Origin of the sequence: Curtobacterium sp. MCBD17_035 (assembly GCF_003234815.2) — a bacterium.
Taxonomy (GTDB): Bacteria; Actinomycetota; Actinomycetes; order Actinomycetales; family Microbacteriaceae; genus Curtobacterium.
This window is the reverse complement of the sequence record NZ_CP126279.1, coordinates 1156227-1176480: the sequence shown is the minus strand read 5'-3', so window position 1 is coordinate 1176480 and position 20254 is coordinate 1156227. Positions and strand designations below refer to the sequence as shown.

Sequence of the window (20254 nt, the reverse complement as noted above, 5' to 3'; positions counted from 1 at the left end):
GTCGCGCCTGTCCCTCCTCGCTGCGCACCGTGCGCAGGTGTGGTGGAACGATTGCACGATCTGCACGCGGGTGCCAACACGAGGACCGAATTCACACACCAGCGGCCCCTTTCGCGCATTTTCTTGCTCGTACTGCACGTACTCTTGGCTTGCGCATGCGCAGTGGCTACTGTGAGCATGTGCAGCGTAAGCAGAGGCTCAATCAGATCGTGTCGGCCATCGTCGAGCACGCCGAGATGGACGTCCCGTCCCTCGCAGCCCGGTTCGACGTCTCGGAAGCCACCATCCGGCGGGACCTCGAGGTCCTCGAGCAGCAGCAGCTCGTCAGCCGCACGCGTGGGGGCGCGACGCGTCACGTCGCCTTCAACGACCTCCCGCTCGGGTACAAGACCTCGCAGGACGCCGCAGAGAAGCAGCGCATCGCGCTCGCGGCGCTGCGGTTCCTCGACAGCGCGCGGGTGATCGGGCTCACGGGTGGGACCACCGTCTGGGAGTTCGCGCAGCACCTCGGCAGCCGCCCGGGGCTCACCGTCGTGACGAACGCACTCAACGTCGCCTCGAGCCTGGTGGGCAACAGCGGGATCCGGGTGTTCGCAGCGGGTGGCGAGGTGCGCGCCAGCAGTCAGGAGACCGTCGGACCGAGCGCGGAGTCGTTCCTCGCCGATTACCACATCGACGTCTCCTTCGTCGGTGTGGACGGTGTCGACGCGGCCGCCGGCTGCACGAACTACGACCCGGTGGGTGCCCGTGTGAACGCCAGGATGAGTCAGCGGTCACGGGCGACGGTCGTCCTCGCGGACGCGACGAAGATCGGCCGGACCGCGCTGGCCGGAGTGTGCCCGATGGAAGCCGTCGACGTCCTCGTGACCGACCTGCGCGCTCCGGACAGCGCCGTCGAGGCGATCGAGCGCCAGGGCTGCCGCGTCATCCGGGCCTGATCCCGACCCATGGCGCCCGCCGCCGCTTCGCGCAGTTCGCGTCGCAGTTCTTGCGCATTCATTGCACACAACGCGCAGCACGTGCCAGGGTGAGCGCGTGGTCAAAGTAGCCTTCATCGGCGCCGGGAGCGTCGAGTTCACCCGCAACGTCGTCACCGATCTGTGCACCTACCCGGAGCTCCAGGGACAGCTCGAGCTGTCGCTCCACGACATCGACGCCGAGCGGCTCGGGTACGCCGAGGCCCTGGCCGGCCGGGTGTCCGACCTGGCCGGAGCCGGCGCGCGCATCAGCTCCGACATCGACCGACGCGCCGCGCTCGAGGGTGCCGACTTCGTCATCAACGAGATCCAGGTCGGCGGGTACGCGGCGACCCGCCTCGACTTCGACATCCCCGCCAAGTACGGGCTGCGTCAGACGATCGGCGACACGATCGGCGTCGGCGGCATCTTCCGCGGCCTCCGTACCATCCCCGTGCTCCAGGGCATCGGGAACGACCTCGCCGAGGTCGCGCCCGACTCCACGCTCCTCAACTACAGCAACCCGATGGCGATGCTGCCGTGGGCCGTCGCGGCGAGCACGCCCTTCCAGCGCGTCGTCGGCCTGTGCCACTCCGTGCGCGACACCCACCGCCAGCTCGCCGAGCTCGTCGGCGTTCCGCAGGACGAGATCGAGTACGTCACCGCCGGCTTCAACCACCAGGCGTTCGTCCTCCGGTTCAGCCGCGACGGCGAGGACCTGTACCCGCGCCTCCGCGAGGTCGTCGAGGCCGACCCGGAGCTGCAGCGCCGCGTGCGCGTCGAGATCTTCCGCCGGTTCGGGTACTTCCCCACCGAGTCGAGCGAGCACTCGGCCGAGTACGTGCCGTGGCTCATGCACGACGACGCCGCGATCGATCGGTTCCGCATCCCGGTCGGCGAGTACCTGCGCCGCTCCGAGGAGAACCTCGACGAGCTCGACGAGACGAAGCACATCCTCGAGGGCGGCGGGGAACTCACGCTCGAGCCCACCTCGGAGATGGCGTCGGAGTACATCCGCGCGCAGGTGACCGGTCAGCCGACGGACCTGTACGTCAACGTCGTGAACAACGGCAAGATCGCGAACCTCCCCGACGAGTGCGCGATCGAGGTCCCCGCGACGGTCGACGCCGACGGCCTGCACCCGCAGTCCGTGGGCGCACTGCCCGCGCAGCTCGTCGCGCTCAACCGGACGTTCCTCAACGTCGTCGAACTCACGGTCAAGGCCGTCCTCGAGGGCGACCGCGACCACGTGTACCACGCCGCGATGCTCGACCCGAACGCCGCCGCGTCACTGAGCCTGGACGACATCCACGCGATGTGCGACGAGCTGCTCGAGGCGCACGGCGACCGGATCCCACAGGCGCTGCGTCTCCACTGATCGCCGCCGCACCACCATCGGGTGCGTCGGGAACCGCCATGCTGGTCCCGATGCACCCGTTCCCGGTCGACGTCCCGTCGTCGACCACGGATCGCGCTCACCGCGCTGGAAGGAACCCCACGACATGAACCAGGTCGAAGCCATCGTCCGTCGGCACCGCGGCGGCGACACCGTCGGGATCACCTCCGTCTGCTCCGCGCACCCCCTCGTGCTGCGGGCGTCGATGCGGCAGGCCCTCGAGGACGGCTCCGTCCTGCTCATCGAGGCGACCTCGAACCAGGTCGACCAGTTCGGCGGGTACACGGGGCTCACGCCGGAGCAGTTCCGCGACCAGGTGCTCGGCTTCGCCGACGAGGAGTCCTTCCCCCGCGACCGCCTGGTGCTCGGCGGGGACCACCTCGGGCCGAACCGGTGGCAGCGTGAGACGCCGGATCAGGCGATGCCGAAGGCCGACGACCTCGTCGCCGCGTACGCCGCCGCCGGGTACGCCAAACTCCACATCGACTGCAGCATGCGGCTCGACGGCGACCCCACGCCCCTGCCCGACGCCGTCGTCGCCGAACGCGCGGCCCGGCTCATCGCGATCGCCGAGGCCGCCCGGCCGGCCGACGGCGAACCGCCCGTGTACGTGATCGGCACCGAGGTGCCCGTGCCGGGAGGCGCGCACGAGACCCTCGGCGCGCTCCAGCCGACGAGTCCCGGGGCCGCACGCGAGACCCTCGACGCCCACCGGGGCGCCCTGCGCGACCGCGGCCTCGACGCGGTGTGGCCGCGGGTCGTCGCACTCGTCGTGCAGCCCGGCGTCGAGTTCGACCACCTCAAGGTGATCGACTACGACCGGACGGCCACGCAGCAGCTGCAGCGGGTCCTCGACGACGAGCCCGACATGGTGTTCGAGGCGCACAGCACCGACTACCAGACCCGCGGCCACCTGACCGAGCTCGTCGAGGACCACTGGGCCGTGCTCAAGGTCGGGCCGGGGCTGACGTTCGCCCTGCGCGAGGCCCTGTTCGCCCTCGCCGCGATCGAGGACGAACTCGTGCCCGCCGGCGAGCGCTCCGACCTCGTCGCGTTCATGGACGAGCGGATGGTCGCCGATCCCGGGTACTGGGAGCACTACTACGAGGGCGACGCCGAGGAGCAGCGCATCGCCCGCCGGTACAGCTACAGCGACCGCATCCGCTACTACTGGGCCTCGCCCGAGGTCGAGGAGCGCGTCGACCGGTTGTTCACCAACCTGACCGCGTCCGGGATCCCCGAGCCGCTGATCGGGCAGTTCCTGCCGAAGCAGTTCACGCGGGTGCGGCAGGGCGTGCTGGCGCCGGAGCCCGAGGCCCTCGCGGTCGACGCCGTGCGAGAGGTCCTCCGCGACTACGCGGCGGCCTGCGGGCACAGCGTCGGCTGACCGCTGACCGCCGGCCGCTCCCCCGCTCCCCCTTCCGCGAGATCGCAGTCGTTGCCGTTCTGACCGGCGTCGGAACGACGACGACTGCGATCTCGTCGGAACGGTCGGGTGCCGGCCACCCGGCGAGCGGGACGCCGGACGCCCGGGACGCCGGGACGCGCGGACGAGCAGGATGGACGGCGTGCACCCCGTCGACGCCCTGCAGGAGATCGCCTTCTGGCTCGAACGGGACCTCGCTCCGTCGTTCAAGGTGCAGGCGTTCCGCACGGCGGCCGCCGCGATCGCCGGTCGGTCCGACGACGATCTGGAGGCCCGGCTCCGCTCCGGCGCACTCGCCCGCACCAAGGGGGTCGGTTCCCGCAGCCTCGAGGTGATCGGCCAGGCGCTCGAGGGCCGCGTGCCCGACTACCTGCAGGCCCTGCGCGACCGGGAACGCGAGACGACGAGCGAAGCCGGGGCGGGCCTCCTGGCCGACCTGCGCGGCGACCTGCACTGCCACAGTGAGTGGTCGGACGGCGGCACGCCCATCGCGCTCATGGTCGAGGCGGCGCGGACCCTGGGGCGCGAGTACATCGCGCTCACCGACCACTCGCCCAACCTGACCGTCGCACACGGTCTGACCGCCGAGCGCCTGACCGAACAGCTCGGCGTGCTCGACGACGTCCGGGCGGACCACCCCGACGTCCGGGTGCTCAGCGGGATCGAGGTCGACATCCTCGAGGACGGCACGCTCGACCAGACCCCGGCGATGCTCGACCGGCTCGACGTCGTCGTCGCGAGCGTGCACTCGAAGCTCCGCGCTGACCGCCGCACGATGACGGAGCGCATGCTCGGCGGCATTCGTGATCCGCACACGAACGTCCTCGGGCACTGCACCGGCCGCCTCGTGCAGGGGTCCCGCGGCGAGCGCCCGCAGTCGACGTTCGACGCGCGTGCGGTGTTCGAGGCGTGCGCGGAGCACGACGTCGCGGTCGAGATCAACAGCCGACCCGAGCGACAGGACCCGCCGGACGACCTCATCCAGCTCGCGCTCGAGGTGGGCTGTCTGTTCAGCATCGACACCGACGCACACGCGCCCGGACAGCTCGACTTCCTGCGGCTCGGGGCGGAGCGGGCGGCGCAGAACGGGGTGCCGCCCGACCGCATCGTGACGACGTGGCCGGTGGAGCGCCTCCTGGCCTGGGCGCATCCGCAGGCCTGACGGCCGTCCGCCCCCGCCGTCCGAGGGCCACCGGCCACAGGCCACGGGCCGCCGGCCACCGAACACCGGCCACCGGCCACCGGCCACCGGCCGCCGACCACCCACGAATGCCGCGGGATCGGGGCCGGGGGCGCCAACGGCTGAGCAGAGTGACAGGATGAACGCGTGACGACGACGTCAGCGCGGCGCGACCTGTTCCGCCGCAAGCCGATCGACCAGGTCGAGGACGATCCGGGCGCGGGGTCCCCGCCCGGCGGTCTCGCTCGCCACCTGGGCCTCTGGCAGCTCACCGCGATCGGCGTCGGCGGCATCATCGGCGCGGGGATCTTCACCCTCGCGGGCCAGGTCGCGCACCAGACGGCAGGACCCGCGGTGCTCATCTCGTTCCTCGTCGCCGGGGTCGCGAGCGCGGCGGCAGCGCTGTCGTACGCCGAGTTCGCGGGGATGATCCCGAAGGCCGGCAGCGCCTACACGTACGGCTACGCGGTGCTCGGCGAGCTCGTCGCCTGGTTCATCGGCTGGGACCTGCTCCTCGAGTACACGGCGATCGTGGCGGTGGTCGCGATCGGCATCTCGGGGTACGTCGGGTTCCTGCTCGGGCAGGTGGGTCTCGACCTCCCGGCGTGGATGCTCGGCGCCCCGGGAACGGGGCACGGCCACGTCGTCGACGTGTTCGCGATCGCACTCTGTCTGCTCACGGCGTTCGTCCTGACCCGGGGCATTCGGAGTGCAGCGCGGTTCGAGTTCGTGGCGGTGGGGATCAAGGTCGCACTCGTCGTGCTCATCGTCGTGCTCGGCGTCTTCCACATCCGGGCGGCGAACTACCATCCGTACTTCCCGCACGGCTTCGGCGGGGTGATGACCGGGGCGGCGACCGTGTTCTTCGCGGTGTTCGGGTACGACGCCATGAGCACCGCGGCGGAGGAGTCGAAGGACGCGCGGAAGCACATGCCGAAGGCGATCCTGCTGTCGCTCGGGATCGCCATGGTGTTGTACGTGCTGGCCACCCTGGTGCTCACGGGCATGCAGCGGTACACGGAGATCGACCCGGCGTCGGGCTTCGCGACCGCGTTCGCGTCGGTCGGGCTCGGGGGCGTGGCGGACGTCATCGCCGTGGGCGCGATCATCGGCATCGTCACGGTGCTCCTGACGTTCCTGCTCGGGGTCTCGCGCGTGTGGTTCTCGATGAGCCGCGACGGCCTGCTGCCCGCGTGGTTCGCCAAGACGGACCCGAAGCGACACGTCCCGACGCGCGTGACGTGGATCGCGGGCGCGGCGGCGGCGGTCCTGGCGGGGCTGCTGCCGATCGGCACCGTCGCGGAGCTGACGAACATCGGCATCCTGCTCGCCTTCGTCGTGGTCTGCTCGGCCGTGGTGGTCCTCCGCTACCGGCGTCCAGAGATCCCCCGCCAGTTCCGACTGCCGCTCATGCCCGTCGTGCCCGTGATCGGGGTGATGGCGTCCCTGTGGCTGGTGACGTTCCTCCAGTGGGAGACGTGGGTGCGGTTCGGCGTGTGGTTCGCGATCGGTCTCGGGGTCTACTTCGGGTACTCACGGCGGCACTCGGTCCTGGCGACCCAGGAGGCGCCGCCGTCCTCGGCCGGATAGGCGGGCGCCGTCCCTCCCCGTCGCGCGTCGTACACACTCGGCGGCCAGACGGGGCGGTAGCGGTTGCACACTGGGGCGTGCCGGACACATCCAGGGTGACCACCGATCCGAAGGAGTCCCGTGGACCCCACATTCACCGAGCTGTACCGGCTCCACTACCCCGCGGTGCTGCGGTTCGTCCGTCGACGAGCGCACCCGGCGGCCGTGGACGACGTCGTGTCCGAGACCTTCGTCGCCGCGTGGCGCCGGCAGGACGAGATGCTCGTCGCACCGCTCCCCTGGCTCTACCGGACGGCGCGGAACGTCATGCTCAACGCCGCCCGGAGCGCCGGACGTCGGACCGGACTCGCCGTCCGGGTGCAGGGTGAGGCATCGGTCGCGGTTCCGAGCGACGACCCGATCGCGGCGCTCGAACGTCGGCACGACCTCGCCCTCGCGTGGCGCTCGCTCGACGAGCTCGACCAGGAGGCCCTGGCCCTGCAGGTCTGGGAGGGCATGACCGGAGCGCAAGCCGCCGCCGTCCTCGGCATCAGCCGTGCGGCCTACTCGATGCGCGCCAGTCGCGCCCGACGCCGCCTGGCAGCGGTGCTCCGCGACTCCGACGAGGGCGAGCGACGCGGATCGTCGACGGCACCGGCCGCCGCCACGCACCCCGACACCGGCCGGGAGGCCCAGCCGCCCGCCGCCATCTGGCCCACCCCCGACACCGGCCGGGAGGCCCCGCACCCGTTCGCCAGCTGGCCCACCCCCGACGCGGATCCGGGCCCCGACCACCCGGACTCCCCCACCGCGATGACCGCACTCCGCCTCGACCGGAAGGCACGACGATGACACGACCGCACGCAACACGACTCGAGCACGAGCTCGGCGGCCTCGACACCGAGCCCCGCACCGACCTGACCCCGAGCGAGGTCGACCGCGCGGAGCGCCTCCTCGCCGCGATCGTCCGACTCGACCCCGAGCCGGAGGTGGTCCGCGTGACGGGCTCGTCCCGGGCCTCCCGGCCGATGCCGGCGACACGCACCGGGCGCGGACCGGTCACACGGGCCGCCTGGGCGACCGGTGCCACCGTGGCGGGCGGCGCGCTGCTCCTCGGCGGCGCCGTGGTCGGCCTGCCGATCGCCCGCGACCTGTACCACCAGCTGCCGGGACACGCGACGAGCCTGTCGACGGCCGAGATCGCCTCGTGGACGGCGGTCCCCTCGCACCCGTCGGCGACGTCCTCGTCGATCGAGGCGATCGCGCAGCAGTGCACGAGGTCGGTGGGCACCGACGCGACCTCGACGGCCGGACGGATCTCGGTGTCGGACGTCGACCGCCGCGGCTCGGTCCTGACCATGGTGGTGTCGAGCGCGGGCGACGGCGCGCGGCGCTGGTGCCTCGTCGGCTCCGGACATGTCGTGTCGTGGGAGCTCATCGACGACCGCTCGACCCCGCTGCCGGTGCTCGCCGCCGGGACGGTCAACGTCCAGAGCACCGAGATGAACGGATCGGGCGGCCAGGCGATCAGCCGCGCGTACGGCCAGGTCGGGCCGGACGTCACGGGCGTCGTCCTCCACACCGCCTCAGGCCGGACGATCACGACGACCGTCGGGGACGGCCTGTGGACCGCGTGGTGGCCGCCGGCGGACCGGGACACCGGGGACCTCGGAGACCTGACCGTGACCTGGACGACGAGCGACGGCGCCACGCACTCGGCGTCGACGGACGCCCTCTCCGCGCTGCGCTGACCAGCGCTCCCACCGGCCCGGTCACCCCCCCTTCGTCGAGATCGCAGTTGTTGCCGCTCTGGAGCCGCAGATACCGGCAACGACTGCGATCTCGCGGAAGAACGGGACGGTCAGGCGGCGGAGCGCTCCGCGGCCGGGCGGCGGCGCAGCGCCGGGTCGCCGACCTCCGGGCCGCGGTAGACCATGTCCATCGCCCCGACGCTCTCGCCGGGCGGGACGATCGCGTCGATCCGGTCGAGCACCTCGTCCGACAGCGCGACGTCGATCCCGGCGAGCGTGTCCTCGAGCTGCTCCATGGTCCGGGGTCCGGCGATGGCGGAGGTCACCCCGGGATGCGCGATCACGAAGGACATCGCGAGGTGGGTGAGTGGGACACCGACCTCCTGGGCCAGCGTGATGAGCTGCTCGACGGTGGCGAGGCGACGTTCGTCGCGGAAGTGCCGCATCCCGGAGACCGACGAGCGGAACACGTCGTTGTCCTGACCCGCCCGGTAGCGCCCGGTCAGGGTGCCACCGGCGAGCGGGCTGTAGACCAGGGTCCCCATGCCGTAGCGCTCGGCGACGGGGAGGATCTCGCGCTCGATCTCACGGTCGAGGATCGAGTAGTTCGGCTGTTCGGTGCGGAACCGCTCGAACCCGCGGCGCTCGGACGTCCACTGCGCCTCGACGATCTCGGAGCCGCGCATCGAGGACGACCCGATCGCGCGGACCTTGCCCTGCCGCACGAGGTCGGTGAGCGCCGACAGCGTCTCGTCGATGTCGGTGTCGGGGTCCGGGCGGTGGAGCTGGTACAGGTCGATGTGGTCGGTCTGCAGGCGGCGGAGCGATCGCTCGACCGCCTGGGTGATCCAGCGCCGCGACGCGCCCCGGTGGTTGACGTCGTCGTCCACGGGACCCCAGAACTTCGTGGCGAGGACGACGTCGTCGCGGCGGCCCTTCAGCGCTTCGCCGACGACCTCCTCGGAGTCGCCGTAGCGGTCGGCGGTGTCGACGAGGTTGATGCCGGCGTCGAGGGCCCGGTGGATGATCCGGACGCCCTCCTTCCGGTCCGGATTGCCGAGACTCCCGAGCATCATCGCGCCGAGCGCGTACGGGGTGACCTTGATGCCGGTGCGGCCGAGAGTGCGGTACTGCATGATGCTCCACTTCCGGACCCGCGCCGCCCTGTCAGCCGAGGCGGGTCGTATGATCGATGAATCGGAACGACCTTCCGGAACGACCGCTCGATGCGATTCGGCTATCCGGAACCCTGTTCCGCTTGATTCTGTCACCTTATGCGGAACTTTGTTCCGCCGCAAGAGGAGCCCCACCATGCCCGCGCCCACGAGCGACACCGAGGCGTCGATCGCCCCGGCCGGCCGACGGATGCGCTCGGACGCGCGGCAGAACGTCGATGCCCTCCTCGAAGCCGCGAAGGCGGTGTTCGCGGACGCCGGCGTGGACGCGCCGGTGCGGTCGATCGCCGAACGCGCGGGCGTCGGGGTCGGCACCCTGTACCGGCACTTCCCGCTCCGCTCGGACCTCATCTCGGCGGTGTTCCGGCGGGAGATGGACGCGTGCGTGGCGGCTGCGGAGGAGATCGAGGCCACCTCGCCGCCGGGCGAGGCACTCGACCGCTGGATCATGCGCTACACCCAGTTCGTCGCCACGAAGCGCGGGCTCGCTGCGGCACTCCACTCGGGCGACCCGGCGTACGAACCGCTCGCCGAGTACTTCTCGACGCGACTCGCACCGACGCTCGATCGGCTGCTCACCGCGGCGACCGCGTCCGGGGACGTCGTGCACGAGGTCGACGCCGCCGAGTTCCTCGGGGCGGTCGCGGACCTCTGTCACGCGGGTGGGCCTCCCGGGACCGAGCGGTCCGGCCGTGCCGAACGCATGGTGCGGCTGCTGCTCGCGGGACTGCGGGCGGAGCCGGGCGACTGACGACGTCGGACGCTCCTGCGACGATGGGGGACATGCCCGCCCCGCTCGTCGACGCGGTCGACGTCATCCGACTCGTCGGCCCGCGTCCGTTCGGGCGCGCGAAGGACCTCGTGCGTGCCGGCGGCGTGCTCGGGACCCGCTGGGACGACGCGGACGAGACGCTCGCCGCCCTCGTGCAGGGCTCCGGCCCCGAGCCGTACCAGGTGAGCGTGCACCTCACGCCCACCCGCGGTCCGTTCAGCCGACCCGGCCGGAACACCTGCACGTGCCCCATCGGTGGCGACTGCAAGCACGTCGCGGCGGCGCTCCTCGAGGTCACGGCCGCCGCGGTCCGGCGCGACCCCGGGCTGACCGGCGCCGCCGGACTCACCGGACTCGTGGAGCCGACGGGCCTCGCCGTGACGGCGGTCGACGACGCCGTAGCCGCGCCGCCCGAGCACTGGCGGACGGCGCTCGGGTCGCTCGCCGGCGACCCCGGGCCGGCGAGCGCACGGACGACCGCGATGGGCCTCCAGTTCGAGCTCCGGGACCTCGTGCCGCAGCGACTCGCTCGCGCAGCGGCGGCTCACGACGCCGCTCGGTCGGTCGGGAGCCGTGTCCGCCTCGGCGTCCGCCCGGTCACGCGCAGCGCAGCGGGCAACTGGGTCCGCGGGCAACTCACCTGGGGGTCGCTCCCGTACTCGCGCAACCGCCTCGGCGCGGACCCCGACCAGCACGCCTGGTTCCTGCAGTTCGCCGCGCTGCACCGCTCCGCGCACGCGGCGTACGCGCCGGGCGAGAGCGACTGGCTGTTCCTCGACGAGTTCGCGAGTCCGCTGTTGTGGCCGCTGCTGCACGAGGCCGACCGCCTCGGCATCGGGCTCGTCGCGGCGGGCGCGAAGGCCGCGGCGCGCGGGCGCGGCCGGAGCGCCAGTGCCGGCACCGGCACCGGCACCGGCACTGGCACGGCGCCCGACCCCACCGCCGACACCGACGCCCGTGCCGTCGTCGTCGGCCGGGAGGCCCGGGTCGTCCTCGATGCGTCCCGCACGTCGGACGGCGTGCAGCTCGGCGCACTCGCCCTGGTCGACGGCCGTCCGATCCCGCCGGGGGCCGCGGGCGCGATCGGCACCCACGGCGTCTACGCCTTCCGTCGCTCCCCCGCGCTGCACATCACCCTCGCGCCGACACCGACGCCCCTGCGCGAGGACCAGCGCCGTCTCCTGACGACCGGGGACCGCATCACCGTCCCGCCCGCGGACGTCGACGAGTTCCTGCACGACGTCTCGCCCCGCCTGCGCGGCAGCGTGGACCTCGTGAGCGCCGACGGCTCGCTCGAGCTCCCGGACCGCACGCCGCCGGAGTTCGTCCTGACCGTGACGTTCGAGCCCGAGGACCGGGTGCTGCTCAGCTGGCGTTGGCACGTGGACGGCCGACGGGACCTCCCGGCAGCGCACGGACCGGTTCCGGACCTGTCGGAAGTGGACGGGCCTCCTGGCGTGCGGTGGCCGAGCCGGACCGGCGTCGACCCGGTCCGTGACCGTGACCGCGGCGGCGACGTCGACGGAAGCGACGCCGACGACGGGGACTCCGACGACGGCGACCAGGTGCTCGACGGCTCCGACGCCATCGAGTTCACGACGACGACCCTGCCGACACTCCAGGCCCGCGACGACCTGCGCGTCCGCATCGTGGGCGAGCGCCCGGACTACCGGGAACTCACCGACCAGCCGAAGCTGACCCTGACCACGATGCCGAGCCCGCACCGCGACTGGTTCGACCTCGGGTTCCTCGTGACCGTCGAGGGTCGCACGGTCCCGTTCACGCCCCTGCTCGAGGCGCTCGCCAAGCGGGAGCGGAAGCTCAAGCTCATCGACAACACGTACATGTCACTGCAGAACCCGGTGTTCGACGAGCTGAAGCGCCTCATCGACGAGGCGACCGAGCTCGACGAGTGGGAGCCCGGCCGCTACCGCATCAGCCCGTACCAGGCCGCGCTGTGGTCGGAGTTCGACCAGCTCGCCGACGAGACCGTGCAGGACGCCCGGTGGCGCGAGACCGTCGAGGGCCTCCTGCGGTTCCAGGACGCCACCGACGACGACCCGGTGATCGCGGCCGTGTCCGTGCCGGACTCCGTGCACGCCGAGCTCCGCCCCTACCAACGCGAGGGCCTGGCGTGGCTGACGTTCCTGTACGAGCACGGGCTCGGCGGGGTCCTGGCGGACGACATGGGGCTCGGCAAGACGCTGCAGACGCTCGCGTTCGTGGCGGGCGTGCGGGAGCGCGAACGCGCGCGGGCCGGCTCGGGGGACGCCGCACCGGACCGGTCGGGAGGCCCGTCAGCCGCCGCTCCCGACCGTCGCCCGTTCCTCGTGGTCGCGCCGACGAGCGTCGTCGGCAACTGGGTCACCGAGGCGGCGCGGTTCACCCCGTCGCTCGTGGTGCGCGGCGTGACGGCGACGACCGCGAAGCGACGGCGGATGCTCCGGGACGCCGCGGCCGAGGCGGACGTCGTCGTGACCTCGTACGCGCTGTTCCGGCTCGACGCGGCGGCGTACCGACAGCAGGAGTGGGCCGGGCTGGTCCTCGACGAGGCGCAGTTCGTCAAGAACCGGACGTCGCAGGCGAACCGGCTCGCGGCGGACCTCCCCGCGCCGTTCAAGCTCGCGATCACCGGGACGCCGCTCGAGAACGGGCTCATGGACCTGTGGTCGATCTTCTCGGTCGTCGCGCCCGGTCTGCTGTCGAGCGTGACGCGGTTCACGGACGACGTGGTCAAGCCGGTTGCGTCCCCGGACCTGACACCGGAGCAGCGGGCCGATGTGATGGGTCGGCTGCGGCGGCGGATCCGCCCGCTCATGCTCCGGCGCACCAAGGAGTCCGTGGCGGCGGACCTGCCCGAGAAGGTCGAGCAGGTGCTGCACGTCGACCTCGACCCGGAGCACCGCGCCCTCTACGACCGGACCCTGCAGCGCGAGCGGCTCAAGGTGCTCGACCTGCTCGACGACATGGACCGGAACCGGATGATCGTGTTCCGCTCGCTGACGCTCCTGCGGATGCTCGCCCTCTCGCCGGCGCTCATCGACCCGGACTCGGCCGTGCCGTCGGCGAAGCTCGACCTGCTGCTCGACGACCTCGCGGAGCTCGAGGCCGAGGGGCGCCGTGCCCTCGTGTTCAGTCAGTTCACCTCGTTCCTCCGGCTCGTCGCGGCCGGGCTCGACGCGCGCGGCGTGGCGTACGAGTACCTCGACGGGTCGACGACCGGTCGCGCAGCGGTGATCGACCGGTTCAAGCAGGGCAGTGCGTCGGCGTTCCTCATCAGCCTCAAGGCGGGCGGGTTCGGCCTCAACCTGACCGAGGCCGACACGGTGTTCGTGCTCGATCCCTGGTGGAACCCCGCGGCGGAGGCCCAGGCGATCGACCGCGCGCACCGCATCGGGCAGCGGGTCCCCGTGAGCGTGCACCGCCTCATCGCGCAGGACACCATCGAGGACAAGGTCCTGGCCCTCGCGACCCGCAAGGGGGAACTGTTCGACGCGGTCATCGACGAGGACGACACGTTCTCGGGAGCGCTGACGGCTGAGGACGTGCGGGGGCTCCTGGAGTAGGACAGTTCCGTCTGGATCCACCACACCCCGAACTGGGTGGTCACCGGGGACAGGACTCACAGCGTGCCCCCGGTGTGACCTGATTTGCTAGACAGACTAGCGAATCCGAGTTCCCGCCCGGCCCTGGACGTGGCGACTCCGGACGTGCAGTGGGGCGATCGAGCGGTCGCCCTGTGCAACCCGAACCGAGGAACCAATGACGCTCATGAGCACCACAGCACCATCCGAGATCACGATCGACCACGAGCCGTACAGCGGCGAGGACGCCGTTCGCCTGCGGGCCGTCGCACTCCTCAGCGCCGGGCTCCCCCCGCGCATGGCACGGACGCTGCCCCCGGCGTCGGTCGCGGCGAACCTGACGGTCCGCAACGGCATGGGTGAGCCGCTCGGCTACGGGGTCCTCAGCGAGGTCGCCGACGGCGTGCTCGAGATCCAGTCGTTCTTCATCCGCGAGGACGCCCGGGGCGCAGGTGTCGGCAGCGCGCTGCTCAGCCGCCTCGAACAGGTCGCGGGCGAACTCGGCTCCCCCGCCCTCGTGCACGCCGGCACCCCGGGAGACGCGGACATCACGGACACGCTGCTGCGCCGCGGGTACGTGCCGATCGCCCCGTTCGGTGCGCACACCCTCGTGGCGGACGTGGTCTGCGTCTCGAAGATCCTGGTCTGATCCGCGGGACGGCCGGGAGGCCCGGCAGCGTCATCCGCGGAGGTTCGCCACCCAAGCGTCCACGGTCGTGACGTCGGCCTGTCGGGGGTAGACCTTCTCGGTCAGGACCCGGTGGACCTCGGGATCGGCGTCCGCACATGCGTCGGCGAGGACGGTGATCCCGTAGTCGAGGTCCGCGGCCTGCCGGAGGGTCGACAGCACGACCCCGCTCGTGGCGATGCCCGCGAGGACGAGTTCGGTCGCCCCGGCAGCCCGGAGCACGACGTCGAGGTCGCTGCCGGCGAAGGCACTGACCCGGCGCTTCGTCACGACGACCTCGTCGGGGCGGACCGCGAACGCGGCGTCGATCGCGGTCGAGCGCTCGTCGAAGCCGGCGGCGTCGCCCCGCTGCCGGATCGCGCCGAAGCTCTTGTTCGACGCGGCGATCTCCGGGAACCCCGCGCGGAAGGCGACGCGGACGAACACCACGGGCACGCCGTTCGTGCGGGCGGCATCGACCGCGCGCGTGGCGGCCGCCAGGACCTCGGGCGAGCCGAGCCGGTCGACGATGCTGGTCTGGAAGTCCATGACGAGCAGGACGGGTGTGGACATGGCGAGCCTCCGGTGGTCGTGTGGAATTCGACAGTCCTGACTGTACAGGTACTGATGCGCAGTCTAGGCTGCAGATCATGTCCGACGAACCGATCCCACTCGACGCATCCCCCGCGGCGACCTCGCTGGCCGTGCGCGTGGCCGTCGGCCGTTTCCTCCGCCGCCTGCGCGAGGTCGCGGCCGAGGGCGACCTCACTCCCTCGCAGGCGTCCGTCCTGACCCGCGTCGGCAAGGGCGAGGCGACCACCGCCTCGGCTCTCGCCGTGCTCGAGGGCGTCCGGCCGCAGTCGATGGCGAACACCCTCACCGCGCTCGAGGCCGCAGGGCTCGTGCAGCGGGCACCCGACCCCACCGACGGGCGCCGCCAGATCGTCGGCCTGACCGACGCCGGGTCGGTGCAGAACGAGGGCAACCGCGCCGCGCGGCAGGAGTGGCTCACCGAGGTGATGGCCGAGCGGTACACGGAGGACGAGCGTCGTCGACTGCTCGAGGCCCTGGCGCTGCTCGACCGGGTCGCCGAGGCGCCGACGGAGCGCACCGACCGATGAGCGAGTCGGACACCGGGCGGCTCCCCCGCACCACTGCACCGTCCACGCCGGGAGCCGGACGACGGGGCCGCGCCGCGCCTCCCGACCGGTTCGACCGGCGCCTGCTCGCGCCGATGATGCTCGGGTCGATCCTCAACCCGATCAACTCGTCGATCATCGCGGTCGCCCTCGTGCCGATCGCCGCCGCGTTCGGCGCACCCGCGTCGGAGACCGCCTGGCTGGTGTCCGCGCTGTACCTGGCGACGTCGATCGGGCAGCCCCTGGTGGGGCGACTCGTCGACACGTTCGGGCCGCGGCGGCTGTTCCTCGTCGGCGCCGTGCTCACCCTCGTCGCGGGCGTGATCGGCACCGCGGCCCCCGGGCTCGGGTGGCTCGTCGCCGCCCGGGTCGTGCTCGGGTTCGGCACGTGCGCGGGGTACCCCGCCGCCATGACGCTCATCCGTGCCGAGGGCCGCCGCACCGGGCAGGACAGCCCCCAGGCGGTGCTCACCGCGCTCGCCGTGACGACGCAGACCATCGCGGTGATCGGGCCGACGCTCGGCGGACTCCTCATCGCCGTCGGCGGGTGGCGGGCGACGTTCGCGGTCAACATCCCGCTCGGTGTCGCCTGTCTGGTGCTCGGCTGGGTCGCACTCCCCCGGCACACCGCGCTCGACGCCACCCGGACGCGTGCGCGGTTCGACGTCGCCGGTGTCCTGCTCTTCGCGGCGACGCTCCTCGCGCTCCTGCTGTTCCTCATGGACCTGCGGCCGGCACTCGTCTGGCTGCTCGTGGTCGCCGTCGCCGCCGCGGTCGCCTTCACGGTGCGCGAGCTCCGCGCCGTCGACCCGTTCATCGACGTGCGGGTGTTCGCCGGCAACCTCCCGCTGCTCGGGACGTTCGCGCGCGCCCTCGTCGCCCAGGTCGTCAGCTACGCGTTCCTCTACGGGTTCACGCAGTGGCTCGAGGACGGCCGTGGCTTGTCGGCATCGGCCGCGGGGCTCGTGCTGCTCCCGCTGTTCGGTGCGGCCATCGTCGTGTCGACCCTGACCGGCAGACGGCCCGAGGTGCGGGCGAAGCTCGTCGTCGGCGGCGTCCTGTTGCTCGTCGGCTGCGTCCTGCTCCTCGCCGTGGGGTCCGGCACGGCCGTGTGGCTCCTGTTCGCCCTCACCACGCTCGTCGGGATCCCGCTCGGGCTGCTCAACCTGGCGAACCAGAACGCCCTGTACCACCAGGCGGACCCCGAGCGAGTCGGCGCGTCCGCGGGCTTGCTCCGGACGTTCTCGTACTTCGGCGCGATCGTGGCGTCGGCGTCGGGCGGGGCGGCGTTCGGGGCACGGGCGACCACCCCCGGGCTGCACGAACTCGCGTGGATCATGGTCGTGGCGGCCGCGGTCCTCGTGGCGCTGACGCTCGCCGATCGCTCGCTCGCAGCGCTCTCGCGCCCGGCCCCGGCGAGCTGACCGCGCCCGCGCCGCCGCCGCGCCCGGCCCCTCTTCCGCGAGATCGCAGTCGTTGTCGTTCTGACCGCGTTCGGAACGACAACGACCGCGATCTCGCGGGATCGCGCGTCAGCGGGCGGAGGTTCCCAGGGCGTCGATCGCGGCGACCTCGTCCTCGGTCAGCTGGAACGTCACGCCGCGCGCGTTCGAGCGGATGCGCTCCGGCTGCGACGACTTCGGGATGACGACGAACTCGTGCGCGATGTGCCATGCGACGATGACCTGCGCGGCGTCGGCGTCGTGCGCCTCGGCGATGCGGAGGAACGTCGGGTCCTGGAGGTTCGAGGCCTTGAACGGGCTGTACCCCTCGAGGACGACGCCGCGCTCGGCCAACCCCTGGGCGAAGGCGACGTCGTACTCCGCAGGGCTCCAGCGCACCTGGTTCACCGACGGGGTCACGCCGGTCGCGTCGATGAGTTCGTCGATCTGCGCCAGCGAGTAGTTGCTGACGCCGATGGCCTTGGTCAGACCGTCCTGCTGGGCGGCGATGACCTGCTCCCACACCGCCGGGGTCGCCTCGCCGTTCGGCGGCCAGTGCACGAGCCACAGGTCGAGCTGGTCGACGCCGAGCTTGTCCAGGCTCTCGGAGATGGTCTGCCGTTCACGGCCGCCGTGCTCCGGCGGCAGCTTGGTGGTGATGAACACCTCGTCGCGGTCGAGTCCGGACTCGGCGACGGCCCGACCGACCCCGCGCTCGTTGGCGTAGCCGGTGGCGGTGTCGATGTGGCGGTAGCCGGCCTCGAGGGCCGAGCTCACGGCAGCGGGGGCGTCGGCGTCCTCGATCTGCCAGGTGCCGAAGCCGAGCAGCGGCATCGAGGCGGTGGGCAGGGCGACGGCTGGTTCGTTGTACGCGTCGTTGGGCATGACGCCTGTCTACTCCGCCAGGCGGGCGTGGGTGAGCGTTCACTCGCCGACCGGCCGGGAGGCACGACCCCTGTCCTCGTCGCTTTCCCCGGTGCAGCATGGGGACATGAGCACGAGGACCGTCCTCCACCCCGTCGATCCGGACGTCCTGCGGGACCTGCGCGAGCGCGTGCGCGCACGCCGGGTGCTGCCTGCCGTTGACCGCGCCGGTCAGGACCTCGGCATGGCGGGGCGCGACCTCGACGCCCTCCTCGACCACTGGGCCGACGCCTACCGGTGGGAGGACCACGAGGCGCGCCTCCTCGCCCGGCCATGGGTGCACTCGGGGTCGACGACACCGGTGAACGCGATCGTCCAACCTGCGGGTGCCGACGCCCCGGTCGTCCTGTTCCTGCACGGGTGGCCGGACTCGGTCCTCCGGTTCGAGCGGGTGCTCGACCGCGTCGACGACGTGACGTGCGTCGTTCCGGCGCTGCCGGGCTTCCCGTTCGCCGCGGCGACGGAGCGGAGCGGCTGGTCGGCGATCGAGATGGCGGACGCGGTGCACGCCGCGATGCTCGACCTCGGGTTCGACCGGTTCGTCGTCTCGGCCGGGGACGTCGGCTGCGACGTGGGCGAGGCGATCGCGGCCCGGCACCCCGGAGCGGTGGCTGCGCTGCACCTGACGGACGTGTCGCAGTACCACTTCCTCGGTGGCCTCCCCGACGACCTCGACGACGAGGAGCGCGCGTACGTCGAGCGCGGCCGGCAGTGGCAACGGGCCGAGGGCGGGTACATGCACGAGCAGTCGACACGTCCGAACACGCTGTCCGTCGGGCTCGCGGACTCGCCTGCCGGGCTCGCCGCCTGGATCGGCGAGAAGCTCGACCGCTGGACCGACCAGGCGGTGGACACGCCGCCGTTCTCGCGCGACGAGCTGCTCACCTGGATCACCGCCTACTGGGTCAGCGGATGCATCGGAACGTCGTTCGCGCCCTACGCGGTGGGCGGCGGCAAGGACTGGGGTCGCATCGACGTACCGACCGTGATGACGGTGTTCCCCGCCGACCTCGTCAACGCGCCGCGACGGTTCGCCGAGCGACGCTTCCGGATCGTGGACTGGCGGGAGTTCGAGCACGGCGGGCACTTCGCGGCGTGGGAGCGACCCGACGACTACCTGTGGGGCGTCCGACGAGCGGTCGAGGTCGGCTGGTGACGGCGGCGTCGTTCGATCAGCTCCTGGCGGCGCCGCGGTTCCGGATGCTGTGCCTCGCCGTCGCAGAGGAACTCGGCGTGGACACGACCGACAGCCTGACCGTCGGAGGCGCGGCCAGGAGCGGCTTCGCCCGCCTCGACCAGCTCGACGTCGACGAAGCGCTCGTGCGCCCGTTGGCGCGTGCCCTGGCGGTGGCGCCCGTGCGGGCCGTCCGAGCACGGACCGAGCCGCTCTCGTTGTTCCCGGCGCTCGGCCGCGCCGTCGACTCGTCCATGCCCTGGCAGCCGCCGTTGATCGAGGAGGCGCTCAGCGGCCTCCCGGTCATCCAGGAGGCCCTCCGACCGGTCGCGGAGGCCGTCCTCGCGTCGGACGCGGCCGCCTGGTGGTCGACGGACCTCGACCACGACGGGCAATGGGTCGTCCGTGCGGTGCGTGACGGGCAGCAGCAGCCGATGGCGAGCCCCGGCCCGGCGGCCGCCACCCTCGAACGGTGGCACGAGAACCAGCGGAACGAGGACGCCGAGTACCGCACCACTCGCCCGGTCGAGCGGTCGATGAGCGGCGCATGGTGGTCGACCCCGTACGCGTTCGGTGGGGAGGATCGGGATGCGGCGTTCCTCCCCTCGTCCACGCGCCGGGTCGGTGCGCTTGGTGCGACGGGGTTGGCGCTCGTGGAGGACGGATTCGGCGACGAGGAGGCATGGACGTACCGGCTCACGCCCGATGCCGACGCTCGCGTGTACGAGGTCCACGGGCCGGACGACTGGACCGCGCTCGTCGCTCGCTTCCCGATGGACGTCCGGTGGGCGCGACGACGGGAGTGGTGGGAATCGACGGGACGCGAGGCCCGCTGGTACATCCCTGATTACCGCGCCGCCGCGCGTGACTTCGACGCGATCCACCTGTCCGTGACCGGATACCTCGCGACCGCGGGACGTGCCCTGGACGTCCTCGACGGGGCGACCGTGCTCGCGGGGTGGGATCCCGACGCGACCTCCTGGCTGACCGAGGCCGCGGTGATCGCCGACGATCCGGAGCACTGGCGCCGGGTGGGCGACATGCACGAGTGGGAGCAGGTGCCGTCGGAGGAGCGCTAACGCCGTCATGAGTTCCACGG

At 72.3% G+C, this 20254-nt stretch carries 17 protein-coding genes; 14 read left to right on the top strand and 3 right to left on the bottom strand.

The annotated features are described in order from the left end of the window. The first annotated feature begins 179 nt into the window (after positions 1-179). From DEI93_RS05615 to DEI93_RS05585, 7 genes are all read left to right on the top strand, one after another. Complete coding sequence (locus DEI93_RS05615) at positions 180-938, top strand: DeoR/GlpR family DNA-binding transcription regulator (protein WP_181435114.1); 759 nt, start codon at positions 180-182, stop codon at positions 936-938. A gap of 97 nt (positions 939-1035) precedes the next feature. Further along, positions 1036-2334, top strand: coding sequence for an alpha-glucosidase/alpha-galactosidase (locus tag DEI93_RS05610; RefSeq protein WP_111119452.1), 1299 nt, complete (start codon positions 1036-1038; stop codon positions 2332-2334). 124 nt (positions 2335-2458) lie between these two features. Beyond that, positions 2459-3739 (top strand): D-tagatose-bisphosphate aldolase, class II, non-catalytic subunit, encoded by a 1281-nt coding sequence (locus tag DEI93_RS05605; protein WP_111119453.1) that lies wholly within the window; start codon positions 2459-2461, stop codon positions 3737-3739. A gap of 181 nt (positions 3740-3920) precedes the next feature. Then, on the top strand, positions 3921-4940 hold the full coding sequence (locus DEI93_RS05600; protein ID WP_111119519.1) for a PHP domain-containing protein: 1020 nt from the start codon (positions 3921-3923) through the stop codon (positions 4938-4940). A 165-nt stretch (positions 4941-5105) separates the two neighbouring features. After that, positions 5106-6548 carry an amino acid permease gene (locus DEI93_RS05595; RefSeq protein ID WP_111008537.1) on the top strand — a complete coding sequence of 481 codons (1443 nt, stop codon included), beginning with the start codon at positions 5106-5108 and terminating at the stop codon, positions 6546-6548. A gap of 120 nt (positions 6549-6668) precedes the next feature. Further along, complete coding sequence (locus tag DEI93_RS05590) at positions 6669-7379, top strand: RNA polymerase sigma factor (RefSeq protein ID WP_111008536.1); 711 nt, start codon at positions 6669-6671, stop codon at positions 7377-7379. Further along, a complete protein-coding gene (locus DEI93_RS05585) occupies positions 7376-8278 on the top strand; it encodes a hypothetical protein (RefSeq protein ID WP_111008535.1) in 903 nt (300 codons plus the stop codon). The genes DEI93_RS05590 and DEI93_RS05585 overlap by 4 nt, the downstream gene beginning before the upstream one ends. A 110-nt stretch (positions 8279-8388) precedes the next feature. Here the strand turns inward: DEI93_RS05585 and DEI93_RS05580 are convergent, their stop codons facing one another. After that, the gene (locus tag DEI93_RS05580) at positions 8389-9414 is read right to left on the bottom strand and encodes an aldo/keto reductase (protein WP_111012708.1); all 1026 of its coding nucleotides are present in this window, start codon (positions 9412-9414) and stop codon (positions 8389-8391) included. Between the two features lie 175 nt (positions 9415-9589). Between DEI93_RS05580 and DEI93_RS05575 the strand changes: the two genes are divergently transcribed. The 3 genes from DEI93_RS05575 (at position 9590) to DEI93_RS05565 (ending at position 14458) form a co-directional block, all read left to right on the top strand. After that, on the top strand, positions 9590-10204 hold the full coding sequence (locus DEI93_RS05575) for a TetR/AcrR family transcriptional regulator (protein WP_258372198.1): 615 nt from the start codon (positions 9590-9592) through the stop codon (positions 10202-10204). A 32-nt stretch (positions 10205-10236) separates the two neighbouring features. Further along, complete coding sequence (locus DEI93_RS05570; RefSeq protein ID WP_181436005.1) at positions 10237-13791, top strand: DEAD/DEAH box helicase; 3555 nt, start codon at positions 10237-10239, stop codon at positions 13789-13791. 205 nt (positions 13792-13996) lie between these two features. Continuing rightward, a complete protein-coding gene (locus tag DEI93_RS05565; protein ID WP_181435276.1) occupies positions 13997-14458 on the top strand; it encodes a GNAT family N-acetyltransferase in 462 nt (153 codons plus the stop codon). Positions 14459-14488: 30 nt separating this feature from the next. Here the strand turns inward: DEI93_RS05565 and DEI93_RS05560 are convergent, their stop codons facing one another. Next, complete coding sequence (locus tag DEI93_RS05560) at positions 14489-15049, bottom strand: cysteine hydrolase family protein (RefSeq protein WP_111119455.1); 561 nt, start codon at positions 15047-15049, stop codon at positions 14489-14491. 77 nt (positions 15050-15126) lie between these two features. On the opposite strand from DEI93_RS05560, the gene DEI93_RS05555 reads away from it, so the two are divergent. After that, positions 15127-15597 (top strand): MarR family winged helix-turn-helix transcriptional regulator, encoded by a 471-nt coding sequence (locus DEI93_RS05555; RefSeq protein WP_111036046.1) that lies wholly within the window; start codon positions 15127-15129, stop codon positions 15595-15597. Continuing rightward, positions 15594-17039 carry an MFS transporter gene (locus DEI93_RS05550; protein WP_111119456.1) on the top strand — a complete coding sequence of 482 codons (1446 nt, stop codon included), beginning with the start codon at positions 15594-15596 and terminating at the stop codon, positions 17037-17039. Before DEI93_RS05555 ends, DEI93_RS05550 begins: the two co-directional genes overlap by 4 nt. A 108-nt stretch (positions 17040-17147) precedes the next feature. Here DEI93_RS05550 and DEI93_RS05545 read toward each other — a convergent pair whose 3' ends face one another. Continuing rightward, the gene (locus DEI93_RS05545) at positions 17148-17942 is read right to left on the bottom strand and encodes an aldo/keto reductase (protein ID WP_220037858.1); all 795 of its coding nucleotides are present in this window, start codon (positions 17940-17942) and stop codon (positions 17148-17150) included. Between the two features lie 106 nt (positions 17943-18048). Between DEI93_RS05545 and DEI93_RS05540 the strand changes: the two genes are divergently transcribed. Together DEI93_RS05540 and DEI93_RS05535 are read left to right on the top strand one after the other, a co-directional pair. Further along, a complete protein-coding gene (locus tag DEI93_RS05540; protein ID WP_111119457.1) occupies positions 18049-19137 on the top strand; it encodes an alpha/beta fold hydrolase in 1089 nt (362 codons plus the stop codon). A 77-nt stretch (positions 19138-19214) separates the two neighbouring features. Then, entirely contained in the window at positions 19215-20234 is a 1020-nt protein-coding gene (locus DEI93_RS05535) for a hypothetical protein (RefSeq protein WP_146244369.1), read from the top strand. Positions 20235-20254 lie beyond the last annotated feature (20 nt).

Coding starts and splice junctions, on each gene's coding strand:
- DEI93_RS05605 (WP_111119453.1), top strand. CDS start 2,459: ATGAACCAGGTCGAAGCCATCGTCCGTCGGCACCGCGGCGGCGACACC.
- DEI93_RS05585 (WP_111008535.1), top strand. CDS start 7,376: ATGACACGACCGCACGCAACACGACTCGAGCACGAGCTCGGCGGCCTC.
- DEI93_RS05580 (WP_111012708.1), bottom strand. CDS start 9,414: ATGCAGTACCGCACTCTCGGCCGCACCGGCATCAAGGTCACCCCGTAC.
- DEI93_RS05575 (WP_258372198.1), top strand. CDS start 9,590: ATGCCCGCGCCCACGAGCGACACCGAGGCGTCGATCGCCCCGGCCGGC.
- DEI93_RS05570 (WP_181436005.1), top strand. CDS start 10,237: ATGCCCGCCCCGCTCGTCGACGCGGTCGACGTCATCCGACTCGTCGGC.
- DEI93_RS05565 (WP_181435276.1), top strand. CDS start 13,997: ATGAGCACCACAGCACCATCCGAGATCACGATCGACCACGAGCCGTAC.
- DEI93_RS05560 (WP_111119455.1), bottom strand. CDS start 15,049: ATGTCCACACCCGTCCTGCTCGTCATGGACTTCCAGACCAGCATCGTC.
- DEI93_RS05555 (WP_111036046.1), top strand. CDS start 15,127: ATGTCCGACGAACCGATCCCACTCGACGCATCCCCCGCGGCGACCTCG.
- DEI93_RS05550 (WP_111119456.1), top strand. CDS start 15,594: ATGAGCGAGTCGGACACCGGGCGGCTCCCCCGCACCACTGCACCGTCC.
- DEI93_RS05545 (WP_220037858.1), bottom strand. CDS start 17,942: ATGCCCAACGACGCGTACAACGAACCAGCCGTCGCCCTGCCCACCGCC.
- DEI93_RS05540 (WP_111119457.1), top strand. CDS start 18,049: ATGAGCACGAGGACCGTCCTCCACCCCGTCGATCCGGACGTCCTGCGG.